Source organism: Marinomonas spartinae, assembly GCF_016461715.1.
GTDB lineage: Bacteria > Pseudomonadota > Gammaproteobacteria > Pseudomonadales > Marinomonadaceae > Marinomonas > Marinomonas spartinae_A.
On sequence record NZ_JAEMUI010000026.1, the window covers coordinates 36,409 to 60,509 of the forward strand.

General features: G+C 46.5%; 18 protein-coding genes and 1 pseudogene. 12 read left to right on the top strand and 7 right to left on the bottom strand.

The annotated features are described in order from the left end of the window. The first annotated feature begins 1 nt into the window (after position 1). The 7 genes and pseudogenes from JHD45_RS19355 (at position 2) to JHD45_RS19385 (ending at position 7,509) form a co-directional block, all read left to right on the top strand. Positions 2-964, top strand: coding sequence for a carbohydrate kinase family protein (locus tag JHD45_RS19355; RefSeq protein WP_199478123.1), 963 nt, complete (start codon positions 2-4; stop codon positions 962-964). A gap of 58 nt (positions 965-1,022) precedes the next feature. Then, a complete protein-coding gene (locus JHD45_RS19360) occupies positions 1,023-1,781 on the top strand; it encodes an SDR family NAD(P)-dependent oxidoreductase (RefSeq protein ID WP_199478124.1) in 759 nt (252 codons plus the stop codon). A 10-nt stretch (positions 1,782-1,791) separates the two neighbouring features. Further along, positions 1,792-3,234 carry a flavin-containing monooxygenase gene (locus JHD45_RS19365; RefSeq protein WP_199478125.1) on the top strand — a complete coding sequence of 481 codons (1,443 nt, stop codon included), beginning with the start codon at positions 1,792-1,794 and terminating at the stop codon, positions 3,232-3,234. Between the two features lie 13 nt (positions 3,235-3,247). Further along, positions 3,248-4,669 (top strand): aldehyde dehydrogenase family protein, encoded by a 1,422-nt coding sequence (locus tag JHD45_RS19370; protein ID WP_199478126.1) that lies wholly within the window; start codon positions 3,248-3,250, stop codon positions 4,667-4,669. A 172-nt stretch (positions 4,670-4,841) separates the two neighbouring features. Next, positions 4,842-5,678 (top strand): ion transporter, encoded by an 837-nt coding sequence (locus tag JHD45_RS19375; RefSeq protein ID WP_199478127.1) that lies wholly within the window; start codon positions 4,842-4,844, stop codon positions 5,676-5,678. Positions 5,679-5,800: 122 nt separating this feature from the next. Beyond that, positions 5,801-6,356, top strand: a pseudogene (locus tag JHD45_RS19380) (RraA family protein). A 298-nt stretch (positions 6,357-6,654) separates the two neighbouring features. Continuing rightward, on the top strand, positions 6,655-7,509 hold the full coding sequence (locus JHD45_RS19385; protein WP_199478128.1) for an alpha/beta hydrolase: 855 nt from the start codon (positions 6,655-6,657) through the stop codon (positions 7,507-7,509). 143 nt (positions 7,510-7,652) lie between these two features. Here JHD45_RS19385 and JHD45_RS19390 read toward each other — a convergent pair whose 3' ends face one another. The 4 genes from JHD45_RS19390 to JHD45_RS19400 form a co-directional block, all read right to left on the bottom strand. Beyond that, complete coding sequence (locus JHD45_RS19390) at positions 7,653-8,549, bottom strand: EamA family transporter (protein ID WP_199478129.1); 897 nt, start codon at positions 8,547-8,549, stop codon at positions 7,653-7,655. A gap of 181 nt (positions 8,550-8,730) precedes the next feature. After that, positions 8,731-8,865: a hypothetical protein gene (locus JHD45_RS22455; protein WP_267905994.1), complete on the bottom strand. Its 135-nt coding sequence runs from the start codon at positions 8,863-8,865 to the stop codon at positions 8,731-8,733. Position 8,866: 1 nt separating this feature from the next. Further along, positions 8,867-9,865, bottom strand: a complete 999-nt coding sequence (gene cydB, locus JHD45_RS19395) for a cytochrome d ubiquinol oxidase subunit II (RefSeq protein ID WP_233407947.1) — start codon at positions 9,863-9,865, stop codon at positions 8,867-8,869. Beyond that, positions 9,862-11,283 carry a cytochrome ubiquinol oxidase subunit I gene (locus JHD45_RS19400; RefSeq protein WP_067341975.1) on the bottom strand — a complete coding sequence of 474 codons (1,422 nt, stop codon included), beginning with the start codon at positions 11,281-11,283 and terminating at the stop codon, positions 9,862-9,864. Before JHD45_RS19400 ends, cydB begins: the two co-directional genes overlap by 4 nt. Positions 11,284-11,656: 373 nt before the next feature. Here JHD45_RS19400 and JHD45_RS19405 point away from each other — a divergent pair, with 373 nt between their 5' ends. Next, the gene (locus JHD45_RS19405; protein ID WP_233407948.1) at positions 11,657-13,585 is read left to right on the top strand and encodes a sensor histidine kinase; all 1,929 of its coding nucleotides are present in this window, start codon (positions 11,657-11,659) and stop codon (positions 13,583-13,585) included. Beyond that, positions 13,572-14,951: a sigma-54-dependent transcriptional regulator gene (locus JHD45_RS19410; RefSeq protein WP_199478130.1), complete on the top strand. Its 1,380-nt coding sequence runs from the start codon at positions 13,572-13,574 to the stop codon at positions 14,949-14,951. The genes JHD45_RS19405 and JHD45_RS19410 overlap by 14 nt, the downstream gene beginning before the upstream one ends. Before the next feature lie 10 nt (positions 14,952-14,961). Here the strand turns inward: JHD45_RS19410 and JHD45_RS19415 are convergent, their stop codons facing one another. Continuing rightward, entirely contained in the window at positions 14,962-15,864 is a 903-nt protein-coding gene (locus tag JHD45_RS19415; RefSeq protein ID WP_199478131.1) for a LysR family transcriptional regulator, read from the bottom strand. A gap of 107 nt (positions 15,865-15,971) precedes the next feature. Here JHD45_RS19415 and JHD45_RS19420 point away from each other — a divergent pair, with 107 nt between their 5' ends. Continuing rightward, entirely contained in the window at positions 15,972-17,372 is a 1,401-nt protein-coding gene (locus tag JHD45_RS19420; RefSeq protein ID WP_199478132.1) for a M20 family metallopeptidase, read from the top strand. 85 nt (positions 17,373-17,457) lie between these two features. Here JHD45_RS19420 and JHD45_RS19425 read toward each other — a convergent pair whose 3' ends face one another. Next, positions 17,458-18,753 carry an MFS transporter gene (locus JHD45_RS19425; RefSeq protein ID WP_199478133.1) on the bottom strand — a complete coding sequence of 432 codons (1,296 nt, stop codon included), beginning with the start codon at positions 18,751-18,753 and terminating at the stop codon, positions 17,458-17,460. A 434-nt stretch (positions 18,754-19,187) separates the two neighbouring features. Between JHD45_RS19425 and JHD45_RS19430 the strand changes: the two genes are divergently transcribed. Next, on the top strand, positions 19,188-21,116 hold the full coding sequence (locus JHD45_RS19430) for a methyl-accepting chemotaxis protein (protein ID WP_199478134.1): 1,929 nt from the start codon (positions 19,188-19,190) through the stop codon (positions 21,114-21,116). Here the strand turns inward: JHD45_RS19430 and xseA are convergent. Further along, entirely contained in the window at positions 21,113-22,474 is a 1,362-nt protein-coding gene (xseA, locus tag JHD45_RS19435) for an exodeoxyribonuclease VII large subunit (protein WP_199478135.1), read from the bottom strand. The two genes, JHD45_RS19430 and xseA, sit on opposite strands and share 4 nt — an antisense overlap. A 93-nt stretch (positions 22,475-22,567) precedes the next feature. On the opposite strand from xseA, the gene guaB reads away from it, so the two are divergent. Next, positions 22,568-24,034, top strand: coding sequence for an IMP dehydrogenase (gene guaB, locus JHD45_RS19440; protein ID WP_199478136.1), 1,467 nt, complete (start codon positions 22,568-22,570; stop codon positions 24,032-24,034). Positions 24,035-24,101: the final 67 nt, after the last annotated feature.

Here is a 24,101-nt window from a genome sequence, read left to right on the forward strand (position 1 = left end):
AATGCCAAGTTTTGACGTGAGTTCTGTGGGTTTTGCTGTTCTTGATATTTTAGGTTACCCAGTGAGTCGTATTCCCGAAGGTGGACACGCTGATTTTATCGAGCAAATACGAATGACCGTGGCGGGGACCGCCGCCGCGACCGCTGTTGACTGTGCCATTTTGGGGTTAAATACGCGCATGGTGAGTACCGTTGGTACCGACGAAATGGGCGATTTCTTGATCAATAAGATGAACCTGTTTGGTCTTGATACAGCATTGGTTAGACGTGACGACAGCGTACAAACATCCGCAACCATTTTACCGGTTCGGCCGAATGGTGAGCGTCCAGCATTACATGTACCTGGAACTGCGGCAACGTTTGATGTGGCTGAAGAAGATATGGAAGCGGCGCTGGACGCTAACATTATTCATATTGGTGGTACAGGGTTACTGCAAACATTCGATGGCGTCAACACGTTGAATTTTATGCAAAAAGCGAAAGCACTTGGCCGTATCACCACATTCGATTTAATCCAAGCGACACCGGAAACCACCGCACTGGTTCTCCCCTTACTTTCTTATATTGATTATTTCATTCCTTCTATAGAAGAAGCCTCGGCTATGGCTGGCTTGGCATCGCCTATTGAGGTTGCTAGGTGGTTTAAAGAACGAGGCGTGAAGAATGTCATTTTAACTATGGGGTCGGAAGGCGTATATGTCGATCCAGACCAAGGTTTGCCCTTTTCCTTAGCGGCTCATGACATTGAGGTTGTGGATACCACGGGGTGTGGCGATAGTTTTTCCGCAGGTGTCATCGTGGGATTAGCCAAAGGCTGGACGCTGCAAGAGAGTGTCCGTTTTGCTGGTGCTGTAGCGGCCAAAGTGGCTATGGGGCTGGGGTCTGATGGCAAGCTGATATCCTTTGATGATACTTTGCATGCAATGAATAGCTGGCCATTAAAAACGCTTAAAGCGCCGTGTTAGCAATACCAGAATCGCACTAAATGTTGACTACTTTTAAAACAAAAATAAGAGGTTCGTTATGTCTGATTTAACAAATAAAGTCGTTTTGGTGACAGGGGCCAGTCGAGGAATAGGCCGAGCGCTTGCGGAAGGGGTCGCTCAGCATGGGGCAGATGTGATTATTTGCGATTTGCCGCGTGAATCAAAAGGCTTAAGTGAAGTCCAGTCTGCGATCGAAAAGCTAGGTCGTAAATGTTGTCTATTTGGCGTTGATATTACTGATAAGAGTGCAGTGGAGAACATGGTGGCCCAAGCGACGAAGCAGGCAGGGCATATTGATGTGTTGGTGAATAATGCTGGCATTCTTAAACCGTCATTGTTGGAAGAGCTTAGCGAAAGCGATTGGGATGCGCATTTTGCTGTTAACGGCAAAGGCCTATTGTTTGTGACCAATGCGGTTTTGCCTCAGATGCGACAACGGAAGAATGGACGGATTATCAATATTGCGTCGATTGCGGCTCGACAAGGTGTGCCAACACAAGGGCATTATGCTGCAACGAAAGCGACAGCGGTCACCTTAACTCGTGTTTATGCTCAAGAAACGGGCATGGACGGTATAACCGTCAATGCTATTTGCCCAGGTATCATTTTAACGGAAATGGGTAAGAATAATCTGGGGTCTGAGGAGGCGATTAATCATTGGAAGGAGGTCGCAGCACTTAAACGCCTTGGTGAGCCAAGTGATATTGTTGGCCCAGTGGTATTTTTTGCCTCTGACCTAAGCTCTTTTGTGACCGGGCAAGCACTGAATGTTTGCGGTGGGATTTACTTTCACTAAGGAGATCATTATGGAATCGGTAGCAATTATTGGGGGAGGCCCAAGTGGCATCGTGGCTGCTCGCTATTTGAAATCTCAAGGTTTCGTCCCGGTGATTTATGAAAGCCATAGTGAAGTTGGTGGGCAGTGGGCCTGTATGAATCCTAATTCTGGTGTGTGGCCTCAAATGCGTACTAATACAGCGAGAATGGTGACGCGTTTTTCTGATCTTGATCATGGAGACGATATTTCCCTGTTTCCGAAAAACACTGATATCCAGCAATACTTAAAAGAGTATTTGGACGTATTTGATTTAGCCGGCGTGGTTCACATCAATACGCGCCTTACATCGTTATTTCGAGTGAATGGTACATGGCATCTTGAACTCAATCATGATGGTGAAGTGGAACAGAAGACCTTTGATAAAGTGGTGATTGCAACAGGGGCTTATAACAATCCAGACATCCCTAATATTGAGGGATTAGCTGAATTTTCAGGGGATTGTGGTGTGATTCACGCGTTTCATTATGACAATCCAGAGCGCTACCGAGGGAAAAAAGTACTGGTGGCTGGTGGCAATATTTCTTCGTTAGAAATTGCCTCAGATTTAGCCATGCTGGGAACTGAAAGTGTGACAACGACCATGCGCCGCCAGCGCTATGTCATGCCTAAGTTGATTACGGGGACACCTACTGAGTGTTTTGCCTTTACTCGTCGTGCGGCACTTTGGCAAGAACAGGCAAGCGCTGAAGAGTGGGCCGCAGAGACCCGTGAATTCATACTGAAATACTCTGGCAACCCTGCTTGGTATGGTGCGCCAGAACCTGATGAAGATGTTCGTGTTGCAGGTACCACGGGCAGTCAGCATTTTTTGCATTTGATCGCAGAAAATAGGATTACCTGCAAACCTTGGATCGCCAAGGTGGAAGGACGAGTCGTCCATTTCACGGACGGCAGTCAAGCAGAGTTTGACGGCATTATTTTTGGCACGGGTTATAAGTTGAACTTGCCATTTCTAAGTATGGAATTACGGCAGCAGCTAGAACTGTCCAGTAAACACATTACCTTAGCAAACCATACCTTCCATCCCGATGTGCCGAACTTAGCATTCATGGGCCTATGGGGGCAAATTGGCCCTTACTTACCTGTGCTTGAACAGCAGGCCAGATATCTTGCCTACAGTTGGAGTGGATTGAATCCTCAAGATGAAGAGAGCCTCCGTTACGCTTGCAAAGACAGTGTGAGCTCGAAAGGTAAAGATTTATATCAACACGTGCAGACGATTAAGTTTGCTCGCCTGAATGGTTCCGACCCTGAAGGAAAAGTCTCTGAACAAGTGGCAACACTGATTAATGATCATCCGGTGACAGCCTTGACCTTTAAATTGGTGGGGCCAGATGCTATGCCTGATGCCTATGAGCAATTACAGCAAGAGTCGATGCGTTTCGGCTTAAAACCCACGTCTTTGCGTTGAAAAGGAAACTGCTATGAACAATATCGACAAATTTTATATTAATGGTCACTGGGTAGCACCGCATGGCACGGAAAAGCATAAACTCATTAATCCTGCAGACGAAAGCTTTCTCTATGACATTCCGATGGCTAATCAACAGGATGTGAATGCCGCTGTTCAAGCCGCACGACAGGCGTTTGATGCATGGCAATTAACCAGTAAAGCAGAACGACTGACGCTTCTGCGTCGATTATTAGCACTCTATAACGAGCGATACGACGACATTGCTGCGCTGATGACCAAAGAAATGGGGACGGTATTGTCTTTTTCTAAAGATGCTCAGGCTTGGGTGGGGCGTGCTCATCTTGAAGCTGCGATTGATGCATTGGATGAATTAGAACTGGAAACTATGCAAGGCGATACTCAGTTCTCTTACGAGGCAATTGGTGTATGTGGTTTGATCACACCTTGGAACTGGCCGATGAATCAGTTGGTGGTCAAGGTCGCTCCGGCCTTGGCAGCCGGTTGTACAGTGGTGGCAAAGCCATCGGAGTATTCACCGTTATCCTCGCTTTTGTTTGCCCAACTTATTGAAGAAGCGGGATTCCCTGCTGGGGTTTATAACCACATAACAGGCTATGGAGAAGTCGCTGGTGAAGCCTTGTCCGCGCACCCTGATGTCGACATGATCTCTATTACGGGCTCGACCCGAGCAGGTATTGCGGTGGCGACAACCGCCGCACAAACAGTAAAACGAGTTGCACAGGAGTTAGGGGGGAAATCGGCTAATATTGTCACCCCAGAAGCCGACCTAAAAACGGCGATATTCGAAGGGGTCGGGGCTTGTTTTGTGAACTGTGGTCAGGCTTGTCGTTCGCCGGGGCGTTTATTGGTCCCGGCTGACAAAATGGAACAAGCTAAGCTATACGCCAAAGAAGCCGCTGAAGCGCATACGGTTGGTCATCCAGAACAAGATGTGAGCCTTGGCCCCGTTGTTAACCTACTGCAGTTTACTCGCATACAGTCTTTGATTCAGTCTGGCATTGAAGAAGGTGCGACCTTAGTTAGTGGAGGACTGGGCCGACCTGATGGTTTGGATTCAGGTTACTATATCAAGCCCACCGTTTTTGCTGATGTGGTTCCCGGCATGTTAATAGAGCGTGAGGAAATCTTTGGGCCAGTAATAACGCTAATCTCGTATCAAGATACTGATGAGGCGATTCGTATCGCCAACGATACGGTATACGGACTGTCTGGCTACATTCAGTGTCCTGACTTAGAAAAAGCACGCTATATTGCACGACGTTTAAGAGTCGGATCAATTTGGATCAATAATGCAGCCTGGGATGCGAGAGCGCCTTTTGGTGGCTATAAACAATCAGGTAATGGTCGAGAGCATGGTAAATGGGGACTGCACGACTATCTTGAAATTAAATCGACAGCGGGTTGGGGCTAAGCACTGAAAAAATCACTACTCAAGCATGCAGTTTCCTCCCTCGGCGGTTTGGCCCATCTCTACGGTGGGCTTTTTTTATCTAGCGCTTCTTTTCTTCTTATGTTGATGAACTTACACTGGCCTTGCTTGTCTTTAAGACAGGTATTCTTGGGCCTAGTAGGTAGAGCATTCAATGGAAATCAGTCGTACTCATTCCTGGTTTGACGCAATAAAACGCGTCGAACGAAGTGTTGTTTTTCAAGGTTTTATCATCAGTGTTATTGTTGTTGCCGCGTTGACGGTGGGCGCCAAAACCTACCCGTTACCCTATGGCATTGATAAAGCCATTAACTATCTTGATACCTTTATTACCGTCTTTTTCCTATTGGAAATCAGTTTGCGTTTTTTGGCTAGCGAATCCAAAGTGCGCTTTTTCAAAGAGCCTTGGAATATTTTTGATATAGTGATTGTGGTCGGTAGTTTGGTACCGATATCAGACACGGACATGGTGTTGGTTGCACGGTTGCTGAGAGTCTTTCGGGTATTACGTTTAGTCTCCATCATTCCTGATCTGCGTTTTCTTATTAACGCTCTGTTTAAAGCCATTCCGAAGATGGGCTACATTGCATTGCTGATGTTTATTATTTTTTATATATTCGGTGCTGTGGGGTCGATCTTTTTTCAAGGAGTGAATGATAAGCTTTGGGGGAACATTGCGATCTCCATGCTGACCTTATTTCGTATTGCCACGTTCGAAGACTGGACGGATGTCATGTACGAGACAATGGAAGTTTATCCACTGAGCTGGATTTTCTATATTGTCTTTATCTTTCTGACCGCGTTTGTGTTTTTAAACATGATGGTGGGTGTGGTTTTGGATGTCATGACGCGAGAAACCGCCGCACAGGATCAGGAAAATCAAGAAAATAACCACCAAGCCCTGGTGGAACAGATCTCTCAACTGCAAGCCCAAGTATCACGCCTAGCCGATAAGCTAGACGCGCAGCAAGGTAATGATGAGCACAAGTAACGAAGGGCCTGTAAACCTCTCGAATTATGAAGAAGGTGACGTATAAAATGATAGATGATCTCTCTAAGTTAATGGCATTCTCTACCTGTAGCTACGCTGATTTTCTTGCGGACGATGCGTTTATGGACTTTGGCATAAAACCGCTATGGTCTGGGGCACCACGATTAGTCGGCAGAGCTTTCACTGTCAAATGTGAGCCTGGTGATAATCTGATGGTGCATGCCGCTATTTATCAAGCACCGCCTGGTTCGGTACTGGTGGTTGACGCTGGTGACAGTCAGTCGCTTTGCGGTTGCTGGTGGTAATGTCTGTGCGACGGCGGCTGAGCGCGGTATTAGCGGTTTTATTATCGATGGTGTGATTCGCGATGTGGCAGAGATTCGTGAGATGGGGTTCCCTGTCTATGCTCGGGGTAACGTTCCAAAGCCGGGTAAAAAAGCCAAGTTAGGGGAACTGAAAACACCCATCCAGTGCGGTGGCATCACCGTCAATAACGATGACATCATCGTCGCTGACGAAGAGGGGATTGTCGTGATTAAAGCTGATGAGATGGACGCGATATTAGCGAAAGTTGAGGCCAAAACGGCGAAAGAAAGTGAGCAATCTTTAGCCGAATGGCAGCAAGCCCATCAACAGAAGATAGCGTCGCTTATCTCCGCTTGCAAAGCACAGAGTTAGAGTAAAGAAAGATCGTTTTATAGTTGGTTGGCTCGACGACGAGTCATTCAATGCCCACCCAATGTGTTCATCAGTAGACCAAGCAGTACGAGGATAATACCAATCCATTGTACAAGCGGGTGGTTCCGTCTAATAAAAGTGTCACACTGCGGACTTGGATTCAGGCTTTCGCTGTGGTCAGCTGAATGGATTGTTATTAATAACCTTTATACCTTCACTTTCTTTGACTCTGATTCCGTATTTTTAAGTGGTAATGTTGAACTGAGTTTATGTCCTAGTTCGATATTCGGAGTGACAAATGTTGTATCAAAAGTTTAACAGTCAGCATGAAATAGACGAGCAATATAACCCTATGTTAGGTAAGGATGCCGCTTCTATTTTAGCCGGTGTTGCGAAAAAAAGTGATGACACATGTGATGTATTGGGAGCACCGGAAACGCTAGCATTTGGTCCTACTTTAGATGAGCACCTAGAGGTATTTAAAGCAAAAGAGTCAAAAGCTCGTTTGCATATTTTTATCCATGGAGGGTACTGGAGAGCCTGTAGTAGTAAAGAGTTTGCCTTGGTTGCTCGTCAGTTGGTGCCGGCGGGTGTCACGACACTGGTCGTTAATTATTCCCTTTGTCCTAAAGTGAGCATGTCCGAGATTGTTCGCCAGGTGAGATCCGCAGTGGCTTGGGCATGGCATAACGCTGACCGACTGGATATTGATCGAAATCGCATTTCGATCTCTGGGCATTCGGCTGGTGGACATTTGGTCGGGATGCTATTGGCGACAGATTGGGAAGGTGAGTATGGCTTACCAAGGGATGTGATTAAAGGGGCGCTTGCGGTCAGCGGGCTATTTGATTTAAGACCTTTTCCGTACTCATGGTTGCAGCCAGTGTTGCAATTGTCTGAACGTGACATACAGGATTTAAGCCCTATTCATCTAGAAGCGAATTATCCTATTCCAGTAAAAATCAGAGTGGGGGCGTTGGAGTCTGAAGAGTTTCATCGTCAATCTAAGGTTTATGCTAGTCATTTATCGAGCAAGGGGTTTGACGTTGAGTATGCAAGTGTACCTAATGTAGATCACTATAGTGTACTCGACCACTACTATAAAGCTGATGGGATGTTACTAAAGGATATACTCGATATGTCCTCTATGTAGACCTTAGCTTGGGGTGGTTCGGTAGCTTAATAGCCTAGTGACTCAGATTGCCGATTGGCAGGCTTACGTTGCACGCCTTAAGGATAAAATCGACGTGCAACAAGTTAGAAAGAGTTGATTTCTCTTTTGTTTCAAAAGGACGTTTAAGCGGTACGCTGACTGATTTTCTTTAGCCAGCGTCCACCGAATGTGTTCATCAGCAAACCAAATAGTACGAGGGTGATGCCAATCCATTGCATGGGGCTAATGGTTTCGCCTAATAAAATCGCCGAAGACGTTAAGCCAACGATTGGCACGCCTAAGCTGAGTGGTGCGATGGTGGCTGCCGAATAACGGGACATCAAATAACTCCATAAACCATAACCTCCCACTGTGGCGAAGATAGACAAATAGGCTAAGGTTGCTGCAGTCGACCAGTTAATATTCAGTAAGCTGTGTGTGATCACCTCTGGACCGTCGATAAACCAAGAGCAGAGAAAGAAGGGGATGGGCGGAATCCAACAACTCCAAATGACCAAGTTAACGTTGGCGTGATAGCCTTTTTGACCAATGATCTTGGTGCTGATATTGCCCAACGCCCAAGAGCTGGCGGCAGCTATGGTTAAACCAAAACCGATGGCCGTCATTTCATGATGACTGTTCGATAGGGCGATAAAAGCCAAACCACCCGCAGAGATAGCAATGGCGAATAATTGATAGGGGCGAACGGATTCTTTTAAGAAAAGCACGGCAAAGAGTAGGGTGAAAATGGCCTGAGATTGTAAAACCAAAGAGGCGAGACCTGCTGGCATGCCAAGTTTCATACCGGTAAACAATAGAGCAAATTGTCCGAAACTGATCGGTAAAGCGTACCAAAACCACCATTTTAGTGGTGTCTTGGGGCGTTTGAAGAAGAAAGAGCCGACCACAGCGACAATCAAAAAACGCAACCCGCCCAGTAACATGGGAGGCAGGCCATCTAGCCCCCAAGCGATGACGACGAAATTTAAGCCCCATGCAACGATAATTGCCAGTGCCAACAGCATATCTTTACGGGTCATGCGGTAAATCCCTTTAGCAGGTATGAGAAATAGAGGGGGATTCTACGATGTTTCCACGAACTTGCCTATGTACAGATTGGCGAATAATGTGACAGACAGATTAAGGCTTCATCATAAAAAAGGCTACCAGTGGCAGCCTTTGCGGTTGAAAACGAACGATACATTACGTCCTTCGAAATCTTTAAATAAACAATAATATAGCCAAGTTCATCACTTGAGACAGTATGGCGACGCCGATAAAACCACCTAAATACAGCAGGCAAAACCACTGCCAAGGCTTTAGCTTATCGGTTTTGGCTTTTAATGCTTTTAACATATTAATAACCCTCCTGATAATCCTCTACTTTGCCTGAAAAGATGCGGTATCCCCACAGGGTGTAGAGGCAAATGATCGGAATAAAAATACACACCCCAGGTAAGATAAACATCAAGCTTGAGTGAGGAGAAACCGCCTGCCATAAGGTCAGTTGCTGCGGAATCATGTATGGGAAAATACTAATAACTAAGCCTGCTAAACCAAGCAAGAAGAGCAAGATGCCACACCAGAAAGGGCGGGACTCATGGCGATGACTGTGAAGGTCTTTCCATGAGATCACCCCAGCAACAAGGCAGAGCAAAGGCAAAGGTGCAAGATAAACAAAGTTCATACCCGAGAACCAGCGCTGATAAATATAAGGCTGGGTAAGGACAGTCCAAACACTGACAACAACCATGGCAATCAGTACGGTGATCAATAGCGTTTTGGCAATATTGGCCGCATGGGCTTGGATGTCGTGGCGACTTTTCATAAATAAGTAACAGGCTGCTAACATGGCGTAGCCTGCCATGACCGCAAAGCCTGTGAAGACCGTAAAGGGCGTGATCCAATGGAGACTGGAAAAGGCACTGGAGTCTGCTGGAATACCCTGTACCACGGTGCCCAGTATGAGTCCTTGGCAGAAAGCGGCAATCGCAGAACCGGCGCTAAAGGAAAGATCCCAATAGGCACGAGAACGATCGGATTTGAAGCGATATTCAAAGGCGACACCCCGGAAGATCAAGGCAAACAACATCAACATCAAAGGGATGTACAAGGTTGATAGTAATGTGCCATACACTGCTGGAAAGACGCCGTATAACAGCGCACCGCCCATCACCATCCAGGTTTCGTTGCCATCCCAGACATGTGAGATGGACTGCATTAGATGATCCCTCTCCCCTGGTTTATCGAACCAGGGGTATAAGATGCCAATGCCTAAATCAAAGCCATCTAGAGAGACATACATGAAGATAGCAAAGCCTAGAACCAAGAAATAAAATAAGGGTAAATCCATCATTTCTCTCCTTCCGGATGATGATCTTCATGTTTAAGGTTTTTTACCCAAGCAAGGGCGTAACCTGGCGCATTCATACCAATAAGTTGCTTTTCAAGCGTGGCCATTTTGGGTGGCCCTTTGCGGATGAGTTTGCGCATGAAGTACAAGTAAACAAGCCCCAATAAACCGTAGATAATAACAAAGGCGATCAAGGTAAAAAGGACACGCTGTGCGGGCAATGGAGATACCACATCGACGGTACGAACTAGGTTATAAACCACCCAGGGCTGACGTCCCACTTCGGCAACATACCAGCCAGCAATGGTAGAAACGACCCCCATTGGCGTGAAAAACGCCACGGCACGTAGAAACCATTTGTTTTCATACAATCTGCCTTTGCGACGCAATACCAAAGCCGCTAATGCAATCAATACCATACCAATGCCCAAACCAACCATGACGCGGAACGACCAGAATACCAAGGGGGCGTATGGTCGGTCTTCTTTAGGGAAGGCTTTAAGACCTGTGACGGCGCCGTCAAAAGAGTGCGTTAGAATGAGACTGCCCAAATGCGGGATGCCGACTTGGTAATCATTTTGTTCGGTTTTCATATTAGGGATGGCAAAGAGCAGTAAAGGAACGTTGCTCTCTTTTGCTTCCCAAATTCCCTCTATAGCGGCGAGTTTGGCAGGCTGATGTTCTTTGACTTCAAGCCCTGATTGGTCGCCCACTTCTACTTGAACCAGTGTCAACACCAGCAACATCCACATGGTCATGGATAGGCCTTTTTTGGCGAAGTTCGTGTGTTGCTTTTTCAATAAGTAAAAAGCACTCACACCAGCAACCAATAGGCAGGCGGTGATAAACGAAGCCAACAACATGTGGGTAACGCGATAAGGGAAGGATGGATTGAAAATAACATCCATCCAGCTATCTACATGAAACACGCCATTGACGATTTTATAGCCCGCTGGGGTTTGCATCCAGGAATTGGCAGCCATGATCCAAGTAGCGGATATCCAGGTACCAATTGCCACAACAAGGGTCGAGATGAAATGTACTTTTGGTCCAACCCGTTGCCAGCCAAACAGCATGACACCTAAGAAACCGGCTTCAAGGAAGAAGGCCGTCATTACTTCGTATACCAAGAGTGGACCAAGCACCGGCCCCGCTATCTCAGAGAATTTGGAAAAGTTGGTACCAAATTCGTAAGACATAACAATGCCGCCAACCACGCCCATACCAAAGGTAATGGCGAAAGGCTTAATCCAAAACTTGGCAAGTTGCAAATAGCGAGGGTCGTGGGTTTTAAGCCATAACCCTTCCCAGATCGCAATCAAGGTCGCTAACCCTATGGTGATGCTGGGAAATATAATATGGAAGCTAACGGTAAAGGCGAACTGCACTCGCGATAGCATCTCAGTGTTTAGATGTTCCATATGTTGACCTAATAAAACAGTGAACTGGAGGATAAGCCCCTTAAAGCCTTGGCTTATCCGTTAGGATGTGAACGGTGAATTAAGACTTTTTATTAGACAATTCTTTGATCGCAAGCGGCGCAATTGCCAAGCAAATGATGATGGAAAAAGCGATGATTTCGGTCATACAAGAAGCATTATTCATGGTGGCTATCCTATTAGTTAAAGAAGTATTGAGATAAATCAATTTATTTGTTCTGCATAGAGCAAAGCCCATGCCAGTCTGTGAATTGCCTTTAACCTTATGAAATATAAGAAGAAAAATTTTATGCTTGATATGGGTGTAAACAATGTTTACGATTTTTGTTCTGTTTGGGTGTAAACGAGGTTTACAATGACATTTTCTTTGATGCTCGAAATTGCCATGTTGTTATGCAGCGTATGCGGCCTCTTGGTCGGAGCATGGTTATTATGGCGGGCTCGAAAGCAACACGATCTGCAAGCCCTAGCCGGATTTGCCATTATGATGGCCATTTGGTGCTTTGGTCATGTGGCCATGTTGCAAGGCTATGACGTGCTGGGGGTGAGTATCATCCTAGCCAACCCCTTTATGCCGACTTTCTTTTTGCACTTTGCTATTCGTTTTGTGAACTCAGGGCCAGCACAAACCCCTTGGTTAACGCGCTTGTCGCAGTCTATTCCGTGGTTTTATGTGGCGAGTGTTGTCGTGGTGCTATGGAGCTGGTGGATACAAGGCGGTGCGTCGACCAAAACCTTGCAAGTGGATTCATTCTTCATTTTTACCCGCAGTGGCATTGGAAACTTGGTGTACACTGTGTTATTGGGGGTATTGGCCCATGGGGTCTTGTTATATGGCTGGTATCGACATAAAGGCAATAAGCGCCGCTCGATTTTAGCTATGTTTGGCGTTGGTGCCTGGGGGTTATTACTTGCGACCAGTTTTGTTTTCCCCTCGTTTGGTATTGGCTGGTTTCCTTACCCAATGCTCTTACTGCCGACTTATTTGCTCTTGCTAGTCTATGCAGTGGTGCGTTATCAAATTTTGGCCGTGAATGCCTTTGCTAATCGAGCCTTGCTTTGGGTCGCGATGATGTTGGTCATTTTATGCTTGATTGCCGTCATCAGTGTAGTGTCCGGACGCCTTGGATTACAGGCGTTAGCCAATGTACCTAGCTGGCAACTTTGGCTCTATTCGTTGGTGGTTGTGCTGCTTGCCACACTGCTTTATCAACCACTGAGTCAACTTATCTCCCGTTTGATTTACCCAGGTGCGGCGCTTAATGAAACCGTCTTAGAAACTTGGTCTACCCAGTTAAACAAAGCCCAAGGTTGGCATGAGTTGGTGAAAATTGGTGAACACTTACTCTCTATGCAAATAAGACATCGTGTATTAATTCGTTTAAACACTCCTTCTCTCCTTGAACTCAATGCACAGACGGAAGGGGAGCTCGCTTTGGCTGTCTCTCGAGGAGAGAACAGTTGGCACTATAGCCTTGTTGGATGGAGTGATACCAGTCCAGGAATGCGCTTGAGCGCCGAGGTGTTTGGCTCTTTATTTTCGACCAGTTGTGGCTTATTGGAGCGCTCACTGGCTCTGGCCGAAGCCGAGCGAAAACGTTCAGACGAGAAGCATTTAGTGGAGCTTGGGGGCTTGTCGGCAGCCATGGCCCATGAGTTGCGTAATCCCCTCAATATTATTGCCATGGCGGCTTACGATACGCCTTCCGACATTCGTCAACATATCCAGACGCAGTTAAAACGTGCAGACCGTTTGGTCAGTGATATGTTGGTGTATTCAGGTGGACTGTCACTGCAACCCGTTTCGATATCACTAGGAAATTTGATCCAAGATATGTTGGCGCAAACCGAGTTGGGAGGGATCCAATGGGATATGGAGATTGAAGAGAACCTAGTGTTAGAAGCCGATCCCCAGCGGCTGCAACAAGTGTTCAACAATTTAATTGATAATGCGGTGTCTTTTTTGCGCAACCAACCGGATCCGCGCTTGCGGATTACCGCGAAAACGATGAACGCGCAGTTTGTACAGATACGAGTACATAATAATGGGCCTGGGATAGATACGTCGTTACAAACGTCTTTATTTCAGCCATTTGTGACGAAACGAGCGGGGGGGAGTGGGCTGGGGCTCGCCATTGTTCGACGGATAATTGATGCGCATCATGGTGAGATTCAACACAGAAACGATCTCGGCTGGCCAGTGACATTTGAACTCAGCCTTCCCTGTTCCCAATCTAATAAACAATCACTATCAACAACGGATGGAATCTATGGCAACCAATAAAATACTTTTAGTGGATGATGAACCAGCTTTTCGTGAATTAGCGGGTCGTTGGTTGACTAGGCAAGATTATGAGGTTCAAGGTGCGGGGACGTTGGATGAAGCCCGTGTGGTGCTGGCCTCGTTTGATGCCGATTTAGTGCTGTTGGATCTTTCCATGCCGCCACACTTTGATCCGCAACTTACTTTGGAGTCCATGGCGGATTTTGAGGGTCGCCCAGTGATTATCATTACTGGCAATGCGGATCGCGAGCTGGCTTTGAAAGCGGTGTCCCTTGGTGCATGGGATTTTATCGCTAAGCCAATTGATCCTGAGATGCTGGCGGTGGTGGTACGTCGAGCCATTACGAAAACCACATTGGAACGTGAAATTAGCCAGCTTAAACAGTCTACTCAGCAGCCGACGGGAGCGGCCAGTTATTTAGGCCTCTCCCCAAACGCGCAGAAAGTTCGGGCTTTGATTGAACGTATTGCACCGACCAATGTAAGAGTCTTGGTGACAGGGCCTTCTGGCACTGGGAAAGAAGTGATCTCCCGCGCGCTGCACGATGCTAGCCTGCGAGCCAATCATGCTTTTATCTCAGTGCATTGTGGGGCGATCCCGGCTGAATTGTTAGAAAGTGAATTATTCGGCTATGTGAAAGGGGCTTTTACCGGTGCGGAGAAAGACAAGGTGGGATTATTAGCGCTGGCGGATAAGGGCACTTTGTTCTTAGATGAAATTGGTGAAATGCCGCTTCCTATGCAGGTGAAACTGTTACGAGTCTTGCAAGAAGGGACGTTCTTCCCCGTCGGTGGTCGTGAACAAAAACACATCGATGTGCGAGTGATCTCGGCAACCAATGCGGATTTGGTTGAAAAAGTTCGTGATGGCTCCTTTCGAGAGGATTTGTATTATCGAATCAAGGGCGTGAATATCGAAACACAGGCATTGGCGGAACGGCTGGAAGATGTCCCCATCCTGTTGCAAGCTTTTTTACAACGCCTACAGTCCCAGCAGTCAAAAGCGTTACAACTTACAACCGAGGCGATGCAGTGGTTTCGTCGTCAACAATGGCCCGGCAACGTACGAGAGCTAAAAAACACATTAGACAGCGTGGTATCCATCTGTCCACAAGGCCGCATTACCTTAGAGGATATTCAACTGCTTTATCCTGATGCGTCTGCACAGCAAAGCATGGAGCAATTAGCGATCGCCAATAATTTATTGCCGGACGACAAAACGTTAGAAGAGCAGGTTCGTGAACTGGAAATTCGTTTAATACGTCAAGCACTAGACGCGAGTGATGACAATCGCAGTCAAGCTGCTCGTCAGCTAGGATTATCACGGCAAGGGTTGCTAAAAAAAATTGAACGCTATGGCTTGTAGTGTATTTATATCACTGTGTTTGTTGTGTTAGTAGATCACTTAAATAGGTTAAAAAGTAGCGCACAATGATAGAGTGTTTGCGGCGTGACATTACTTGCACCTGTAAGCTCCTCTGCATTAGTGAGGGAGCATGTATGGGGCGAATAACAAGGTTATCGTGTTTGGCTCGACGAGCCACTGTGAGTTCACCACATAAGGCAATGGCGTCGCTACTTTCTGCGACAAAGGTATAAATTGTTCCTACTGTGCTACTGGTAAGTGCAGGTGCCATTTGGATGCCTTCAACGTGACAGGCTATATCCAGTAAGTAGCTTAAAGTTGTGCCGGGCTCTGAAGATGCCAAAGGATATTCGGTTAAATCTTTGATGTTAAGAAAGGCTTTTTCAGCCAAAGGATGATTGTTCGATAATAATGCCACCACGGGGGAAGGGCATTGTAATGTGACTTCTACCCCCTGCTCAGGTTGTAAACTGAAGGTTAGGGCGGCATCCACTTTCCCCTCTTTGACCAGTTGCGTGGCTTTACTGGAACCGACGACTTGGATCGAAAAACGAGCGCTTGGGTAGGCATGGCGAAACTGGGCAACCGCATGGGGTAAAAAGTCCCATGCCATGCCTTCAGGGCATGCCAGCGCAATGGACTGCTGTTGAATATTATTAATACCTTTCATTTCTGCCAAGACGTTTTTAAATTCCAAGGCATTACGCAGCGAGTAAGTATATAGAATGTCACCTGCTGTGGTGAGTGACATACCTCTGGCTTTGCGTTCAAAAAGTGGCAGTTGTAGCTTTTCTTCTAACTGGGTTATTTGGCGACTAATGGCCGAAACGGCCACATGCAGTTCTTCTGATGCGGCCGACAGAGAGCCCGCTTTAGCGACGGCATGAAAGTACTTGAGTGATATATCGTGCATCAGCTTTCTACTTTATCGAAGCCTCGGTTATATAATTAATAATTGTTGTAAAGCTTCTCCCATCTTAAGCTAAATGTCGTATTTAAAGCGATATTTTGGGAGAAAAAATGAGTGATGTTTCCAGTCAAGGCCGACAATTGGCATTGCAACTCGCTGCACAGACGCTAGAAGAGGGGCTTTTTATCGACACGTTAACACGCCGTGTTCGTTTTCCTACTGAAAGCCAAAACCCTGAGGCCAGTAGTCACTTGCATCGCTACCTTATTGAAGAGATTCAACCCACTTTAGAGACGCTGGGCTTTGACTGTGAGATTTACCCGAATCCTATCGAATCTTGCCCGCCTTTATTGATTGCCAAGCGTATCGAAGACGATGCGTTACCAACACTATTAACTTACGGGCACGGAGACGTCACGAATGGGCAGGCGGAATTGTGGCAAGCAGGTACGCATCCGTGGACATTGTCGCAGATTGGTGAGCAAATCTTTGGTCGCGGCACGGCGGACAATAAAGGCCAGCATACCATTAATCTTATGGCGCTAGCGTCTGTTCTTGAGGCGCGCCAAGGTAAACTGGGTTACAACATCAAAGTGCTGTTCGAAATGAGCGAAGAAATTGGCTCAAAAGGATTGGAACATTTTTGTCGGGAGCACAAAGACGCGTTGCAAGCCGATGTGTTTTTGGCGTCTGATGGCCCCCGTCTTAATGCCTACACACCAACGATATTTTTAGGTTCCCGTGGTGTTTGTCAGTTTCGATTGCGTTGTGAAACGGGCAACGGTGATCGTCATTCTGGAAACTGGGGTGGTGTTATTACCAACCCTGCCATACGTTTACAGCATGCGTTAGCCAGCTTAACAACCGCTGATGGTCGCCTCACCGCTACCTGTTTACGGGCGCCTTTGCCTGATGGTGTTGCCGCAGAGATGATGCGCGAGTTAACCATTGGTGGTGGTGCGAATGATCCTGTTTTGAATGATCAATGGGGGGAGGCTCAATTAAGCGACGGCGAGCGTTTATTTGGTTGCAATACACTTGAAGTGATTGCTTTGGGGGCGGGTGATATTAATAAGCCTATTGGTGTTATTCCAAATGTCGCCGAAGCCGTGTGTCATTTACGTATTGTTCCCGGAACCGATTGGCAAAACTTGGTGGCTAATTTGACGGCTTTTCTTGAAGAGCAGGGCTTAGGGGATGTGAAAGTCCTTTATGAAGGAGGCTACAATGCAACACGGTTGGACCCAGCTCATCCTTGGGTCGGATTTGTGAAAACATCGATGGAGACATCGTTGGGGCAAACGGTCACGGTATTACCCAACTTGGGCGGCACGATTCCGAATCACTGCTTTGCCGATGTATTAGCATTGCCGACGGTTTGGATGCCTCATTCTTATCCTTCCTGTAAGCAGCACGCGCCAGATGAACATCTTCTGGAGAGTATTGTAAAACAAGGGCTGTTATCAGCCGCTGGGGTGTTTTGGGATCTTGGTGAGCACTGGCCTAATTAGAGATAACAAATATCAATATCTGCACCATCATAAAATAGGCGACCTCACTATGACGTCGCCTATTTTATGGCGCCTTATGATGGGCTTAGCGTATTGTAAAGTACTTACGGATTGCCATAAGCGACATCAAGCTAATAAAACTGGTGAAGAGCAAGTAATAACTGGGGGCTAGCTCATCTCCAGTTGCGCTGATCGTCCAGACCAATAGAAAGGGCGTAAAGCTGCCAAATATCGTGGTGCTGATGTTATAGCTAAGCGACATACCCGTCGCGCGAACGCGAGTAGGGAAAAGCTCTGACATCAAGGCAGGCAAGCCGCCAAAATACAGGGACTTTAAAATACTCAACCAGAATAAAACACTTGCGAGCATAATCAATGTTGGGTGATGGGACAGTAAGAAAAACACAGGACAAACACTAACAAAAAAGAGTAAGCCTGCGACCATCATTAAGCGAGTGCGGCCAATACGGTCTGATAAAATCCCCACAAAAGGGGTGAGTACCATAAGTACGGTATAACTGATTAGCGTGCCACCATAGCCAATAGAATTGCTTAGACCAAGGTATTTTGTCGCATAAGTCGGCATGAAAATGATGGAGTAAGTCACGGATGTAGACAGAACCATGGCACCAATGTTGAGTAATATGCCAAGCTTGTTGGAGGCAAACAGTTCAACGAGAGGGATTTTCTCTTCTTTGCTTTGTGAAAACTCTCCAGCTTCTTCAATATGTCGGCGAATATACAAGCCAATTGGACCGATTAAAAGGCCAAAAATAAAAGGAACACGCCACCCCCAGCTTTCAAGTTGATCTGTGGTCAGTGTGGTGGTTAATAGCAACCCAAATCCTGCACCTAACAATCCACTCAACCCTTGGCTCGCAAACATAAAGCTCGAAATAAAGCCTTTGCGTTCAGGATAATGTTCTACCAACATCGCCGTTGCACTACCAAACTCACCCCCAGCGGAAAAACCTTGTAGTAAACGAGCGACTAATATACCGATTGGTGCAAGCAGGCCAATGGTTTGATACGTCGGCATTACCGCGATCAAAAATGTGCCTGCCATCATCAGCCAAATGGTGAGTAACATCGCGGATTTACGACCAACTTTATCGGCATAGTTACCAATGACAACGGCACCAAGAGGGCGAATTAAATACGACATGGCAAAGGCAAACAAGGCCAACATCAATGATAGGGTGGCATTGTCTGTGGGGAAGAAGAGCTTAGAAATGGTACGTGCAAAAAAAGCATAAGCGATAAGATCAAACCATTCCAACGCATTACCAATGGAAGAGGCAACAACCAACTTGACGAGTTTCTTATCTGAGATTGTTCTATTCGAGAGGGGGGTATCAACGTCCACATGCGTATTCATCATGGATATGGCTCCGCAGTATTTTTATAATTAATTTAGCTAAGTCTTGATAGTAGGGAGTCATCAAGGTTTACACAATTATTCATTTATTAAGATATCTTTGCTTTTTTTAGAAATGAGCTGTGGCTATATTTGGGGCGTTTTATTGCAGAGAGTGTTGCTAAAGTCTTCGAGTATGAAGGTGGTCACTATTTGTTCCGTTCCACGTCAATAGTTTGCCTGTTTAAGGTGGTGGCAACGTTTATTTTATAGGACACTGGATTTTATCTTAATTTCTTTAAGTTAGGTGACGAATGAACATTTCTTTGCTATTACCATATAGGTCTGAGTAATGGTTTGTATCACATCGTTAAAACAAGTCTCTCTGATGATGTTTCATCAATGGGTGATCACTTGGTTCAATAGGTTTAAGGGATATAGGTATTTAAGGATAGTGTATGAGTTGGCAAGTTCTTTCTATTCGAAGTCGAATGTTTATCGCGTTATCTGTATTGTTGGTTGCCATCGGGGCTCTGTTATTAGGGCTTTGGGCCAGTTCCACAATGGAGTCAGATCTTAAGCAACTAAAAGAAGAGTTGCTGCCCAATCGACTGCACAGTCTCTCTTCTCGTATAAGTGAACAAATTTCTCCATTGATTAATGCCTCTAAGTTAATGACGAATGACCGTTTTATTGCCGACTGGGTAAAAAAAGGAGCAGACGAATCAAGATTACCTTTAGTAGCGGAAGAGCTGAATAGTATTAAACAGTTATCCGGCAGTGACTCGACATTTTATGTGGTCAATATGAAAAGTGGCTTGGAATTCTTAGGTTACGATCAAAAATTTTTCCGCACGCCTCTAGCTGATTACCCTTACAAAGAATTCTATCCTAACTTCTTAGCAAAAAATAAAGACTACGAACTGAATCTGCAGTATGCCGATCAAAAACTGTACATCAACTATCGCAGTCGTGAAATGGATCCCACAACGGGCAAACCCCTTGTCGTGGCAGGATTGGCGATTAAAGTCGATAAGCTGATTGATATGGTCAAACAACTGACCATTGGGAAAAGCGGCCGAGCCATGCTAGTGACGGATCAAGGTGTTATTCAGGCTAAAGGCGAGTCTCCTGCAATCGACTTGATCAAACAAACTGATATTGCCTCCCTGTTACAGGATAAAAACCAAGTTCAAATAGTCGAGAAAAGCATTTCAGGAAAAGATTACTATCTGGGGGCGTTGTGGGTGCCGATGCTGGATCGTTTTATCGTTATTGAAGTGCCTTCTGAGCAAATATTATCCCCCATCTATCAACAACTTATCACGGCGCTGTTGTTGGTTATTGGGCTTATTGCCATTTCTTTAGTGGCATTATACTTCGTCGTCGGCTCTTTAACTAAGCCGATAGTACTGATAAGTAAAGAAATTCATGCGGTGTCGAAAAGCTTGAACCTTAGTCATAAAGTGCTTACCAAGGACCAGGCAGAAGTCGGTGAGCTAGCCAACGCTGTTAATTCTTTACTTAACACTCTTAAGAGTTCGTTGACGACGGTAAACCATGCCGTCGAGACAACGGATGATTCGGTTGAGGGGTTAAATAAACAGGTGGACGAACTGTCCTTGGCGTCTGAAGAGGAGCAGAAGTCCGTTGAGCAAATCTACACAGCGACGCAAAATATTACGGAACAAAGTGCCGGGGTATCGGAATTGGCGGCCAAAGCGGGCGAGCTATCCCATCAGGGGAATGAAGAACTAAAACAAGCCAATAGCGAAGTAGAGCACAGCCTTGAATATTTACAGACACTCAAAACGGATATGACTGAAAGCAAGAGCAGCCTGAATGAGTTGAATGTGCATATCGAGAAAATTTTATCCGTTTTGGATGTTATTACCTCGATCTCCGAGCAGACAAACTTGTTAGCGTTGAATGCCGCTATAGAAGCAGCGCGTGCTGGTGAGCATGGCCGTGGCTTTGCCGTTGTTTCCGACGAAGTGCGTTTGTTGTCTCAGCGTACCAGTCAGTCCACCACAGAAATTCAAGAGATTATTACACAATTACGCAGTGCCTCTTCCCTTGTGACGAATCAGATTGATACCGCCTGCGAGCGCAGCGAGGAAACCCTTTTGAGCCAACAAAAAGTCTATGAAAAGGTATCGTCATTGGATCACTGTTTGCAGCAGTTGTTTGATATGAACGAGCAAGTGCTCGAACGAGCGGACAATCAAAGTGTGGCGGTGCAAGATATTAATAATCACTTGTCTATGCTGTCGGAGCAGAGCCAGCATACGACAGCGTTATTCAACCAGAGCCGAATTGCAACGGAAGCTATTGGGAATGAAATGACACAATTAAAAGCCAAAGTGAGCTTGTTTAAAGGCATTTAAAGGGCTTTTCTGTTTCTTCTTTTAGAGCTAACGCTCGCAGTGATGGTGCCGTCTTCTACTCGGATGGCAATTTTATCATCTTTGCTAACGTCTGCCACAGAGCGTATGACTTGCTTGTCTTTGCTGGCGATGGCGTAACCGCGAGATAAAGTGTTTAGCGGGCTGACAAGGTTGAGCTTTTCCACAAGACGCCCAAAGGCGGTTTGTTTGCTGGTCAATGTACTTTGTAAGGCGCGAGCAAGGCGTGTATCCATATGCTGGAGCGTCTGTTTGTTTTGCTCAATACGACGTGCTGGGCTGTTTTTTGCCAGACGATGAGCCAAATTGTCTGAACGTGTTTGGTGGTCCTGAATCTGACGTTGCATGCCTTGTTGTAATCGACGTTTTAGTTGAGCGAGCTGGTTTTGTTGTTGGTCGATGCGTTCTTTGGGGTGTCGAATGCGTCTAGTCAGAAAGTCGAGCTGTTGCTGATTTTGCTCCAGTATGCGTGATATATGCCGCGTTAGTTGGTTTTCTTGTTGCTCTATTTGGCGGATCAGTTGTGTGCGATCAGGGCTTAATAGCTCTGCAGCGGCGGTGGGCGTTGCGGCACGCATGTCAGCGACAAAGTCGGCGATGGTAAAGTCGACTTCATGGCCCACCGCTGAAACAATCGGTGTATTGGCGGCAAAAATCGCCCGGGCCAATGTTTCATCATTAAAGCTCCATAGGTCCTCTAACGAGCCACCACCACGACCCAGAATAATGGCATCGAAGTAACCACTTTCATCAGCGCGCCGAAGTTGCTTAAGCACATTGCGTGCTGCGTCTTGCCCTTGCACCAAAGAGGGGAGAACCGTGAGTTCGGTTAAAGGAAAACGGCGACGAAACGTGGTCACCATATCACGTACGGCAGCTCCAACTGGAGAGGTGATGATCGCCACACGTTCAGGTTTGGTCGGTAGTGGCTTTTTGTGTTTGGGGTCAAATAAGCCTTCTATTTGTAGTGTGTTCTTTAAACGCTCAAAGGCCTGTTGCAAGGCGCCTTCTCCGGCGGATTCCATGCTTTCTACAGAGAGTTGGCAGTCACCTCGTGGGCCATAAAAAGTGACTCGCGCACGCAGTCGTACCATGTCGCCATCTTTGGGTTGGAAACGTACCGCATTGTTTTTGCCTTTGAACATGGCGCAGCGGATCTGAGCTCGGTCGTCTTTTAATGAAAAATACCAGTGTCCGGAACTCGGCTTGGCTAGATTGGAGATTTCGCCTTCCACTAAAATCCATGGCAAGCTGGCCTCAAGCAGTTGCTGTATCTGACGGTTGAGTTGTGAGACGGTAAAGGCGGTCTCTTGTGTCGGGCTGGTTGTAAATTTTTTCATCAATCTCTCGTTGTTTTGATTTACCGAGTGCGACTATTGGAGTAGAATTACTTGCCATCTTAACACCCTAGTTGGCATTGGAAACTCCCCATTATGTTACGAATCGTGCAAGAAGCTTTAACGTTTGACGACGTACTGCTTGTCCCCGGCTATTCCGAAGTTCTTCCTAAGGATGTTAGCCTCAAAACGAAAATCACAAAAGACATTGAGCTGAATATTCCGCTGACGTCTTCTGCGATGGATACCGTCACCGAACACCGCATGGCAATTGCTTTGGCACAAGAAGGTGGCATTGGTATTGTCCACAAAAACTTGACCATCGAAGAGCAAGCTCGTGAAGTTCGTCGTGTGAAAAAATTCGAGAGTGGTATTGTTCGAGATTTGGTGACGATTCACCCAGAAGCTACTGTTCATGAACTAATGGAATTGACTGCTGCAAACAGCATTTCAAGTGTCCCTGTTGTTCAAGGTACCGATTTAGTGGGTATTGTGACCAGCCGTGATGTACGCTTTGTGAAAGATTATGATAAAACCGTCGCTGACATCATGACACCAAAAGAGCGTCTTGTGACGGCCCTAGAAGGCGCATCAGCAGGCTCTATTCGCAAATTGCTTCATGAAAACCGCATTGAAAAAGTGCTTATAGTGAATGAAGAATTTGAGCTGCGTGGCATGGTGACTGTCACTGACTTCAATAAAGCCACAACGTTCCCGAACGCTTGTAAAGATGATCAAGGTCGACTACGAGTCGGTGCGGCCGTCGGTACGGGTGCGGACACACCTGAGCGTGTTAAAGCCTTGGCTGATGCGGGTGTTGACATCATTGTTGTGGATACCGCTCACGGTCATTCTAAAGGCGTGATTGATCGTGTTCGTTGGGTAAAAGATAACTTCCCACACATTCAAGTTATTGGCGGTAACATTGCTACCGCAGAAGCGGCAATTGCCCTCGCGGAAGCGGGTGCGGATGGCGTAAAAGTGGGTATCGGTCCAGGTTCTATCTGTACCACTCGTATCGTCGCTGGTGTAGGGGTTCCTCAAATCAGTGCGGTAGCGAATGTGGCAGAAGTGATGGATCCACTAGGAATTCCTGTAATTGCCGATGGCGGTGTGCGCTTCTCTGGTGATATCTCGAAAGCCATTGCCGCAGGCGCCAGTGTGATCATGGTGGGCGGCTTGCTTGCAGGTACGGATGAAGCCCCTGGTGAAGTGGTTCTGTTCCAAGGTCGTTCTTTTAAAGCCTACCGTGGTATGGGGTCTCTTGGTGCCATGTCACAAGCACAAGGCTCTAGTGATCGTTATTTCCAAGACTCCAGTAGTGTGGAAAAATTGGTGCCAGAAGGTATTGAAGGTCGTGTCCCTTCTAAAGGGCCAATGGCAGCGGTTATCCATCAATTGATGGGTGGTGTTCGTTCTTCAATGGGCTACACAGGTTCGCCAGATATTGAGACAATGCGCACCAAAACGCAGTTCTCAAAAATCACCGGAGCGGGCATGCGTGAAAGTCATGTGCATGATGTGACCATTACTAAAGAAGCGCCGAACTACCACCTCGGCTAGACAGGCTAAATTGACACCGGGATGGGGCGTATAAGACGCCCCTTCTTTATTTATTGCTCTTAATTAT

What these genes read in the sequence shown, in the direction of transcription:
- JHD45_RS19405 (WP_233407948.1), top strand. Translation starts at nt 11,657, where the DNA reads ATGACATTTTCTTTGATGCTCGAAATTGCCATGTTGTTATGCAGCGTA.
- cydB (WP_233407947.1), bottom strand. Translation starts at nt 9,865, where the DNA reads ATGATGGATTTACCCTTATTTTATTTCTTGGTTCTAGGCTTTGCTATC.
- JHD45_RS19375 (WP_199478127.1), top strand. Translation starts at nt 4,842, where the DNA reads ATGGAAATCAGTCGTACTCATTCCTGGTTTGACGCAATAAAACGCGTC.
- JHD45_RS19400 (WP_067341975.1), bottom strand. Translation starts at nt 11,283, where the DNA reads ATGGAACATCTAAACACTGAGATGCTATCGCGAGTGCAGTTCGCCTTT.
- JHD45_RS19370 (WP_199478126.1), top strand. Translation starts at nt 3,248, where the DNA reads ATGAACAATATCGACAAATTTTATATTAATGGTCACTGGGTAGCACCG.
- JHD45_RS19420 (WP_199478132.1), top strand. Translation starts at nt 15,972, where the DNA reads ATGAGTGATGTTTCCAGTCAAGGCCGACAATTGGCATTGCAACTCGCT.
- xseA (WP_199478135.1), bottom strand. Translation starts at nt 22,474, where the DNA reads ATGAAAAAATTTACAACCAGCCCGACACAAGAGACCGCCTTTACCGTC.
- JHD45_RS19385 (WP_199478128.1), top strand. Translation starts at nt 6,655, where the DNA reads ATGTTGTATCAAAAGTTTAACAGTCAGCATGAAATAGACGAGCAATAT.
- JHD45_RS19410 (WP_199478130.1), top strand. Translation starts at nt 13,572, where the DNA reads ATGGCAACCAATAAAATACTTTTAGTGGATGATGAACCAGCTTTTCGT.
- guaB (WP_199478136.1), top strand. Translation starts at nt 22,568, where the DNA reads ATGTTACGAATCGTGCAAGAAGCTTTAACGTTTGACGACGTACTGCTT.
- JHD45_RS22455 (WP_267905994.1), bottom strand. Translation starts at nt 8,865, where the DNA reads ATGTTAAAAGCATTAAAAGCCAAAACCGATAAGCTAAAGCCTTGGCAG.
- JHD45_RS19390 (WP_199478129.1), bottom strand. Translation starts at nt 8,549, where the DNA reads ATGACCCGTAAAGATATGCTGTTGGCACTGGCAATTATCGTTGCATGG.
- JHD45_RS19365 (WP_199478125.1), top strand. Translation starts at nt 1,792, where the DNA reads ATGGAATCGGTAGCAATTATTGGGGGAGGCCCAAGTGGCATCGTGGCT.
- JHD45_RS19430 (WP_199478134.1), top strand. Translation starts at nt 19,188, where the DNA reads ATGAGTTGGCAAGTTCTTTCTATTCGAAGTCGAATGTTTATCGCGTTA.
- JHD45_RS19355 (WP_199478123.1), top strand. Translation starts at nt 2, where the DNA reads ATGCCAAGTTTTGACGTGAGTTCTGTGGGTTTTGCTGTTCTTGATATT.
- JHD45_RS19360 (WP_199478124.1), top strand. Translation starts at nt 1,023, where the DNA reads ATGTCTGATTTAACAAATAAAGTCGTTTTGGTGACAGGGGCCAGTCGA.
- JHD45_RS19415 (WP_199478131.1), bottom strand. Translation starts at nt 15,864, where the DNA reads ATGCACGATATATCACTCAAGTACTTTCATGCCGTCGCTAAAGCGGGC.
- JHD45_RS19425 (WP_199478133.1), bottom strand. Translation starts at nt 18,753, where the DNA reads ATGATGAATACGCATGTGGACGTTGATACCCCCCTCTCGAATAGAACA.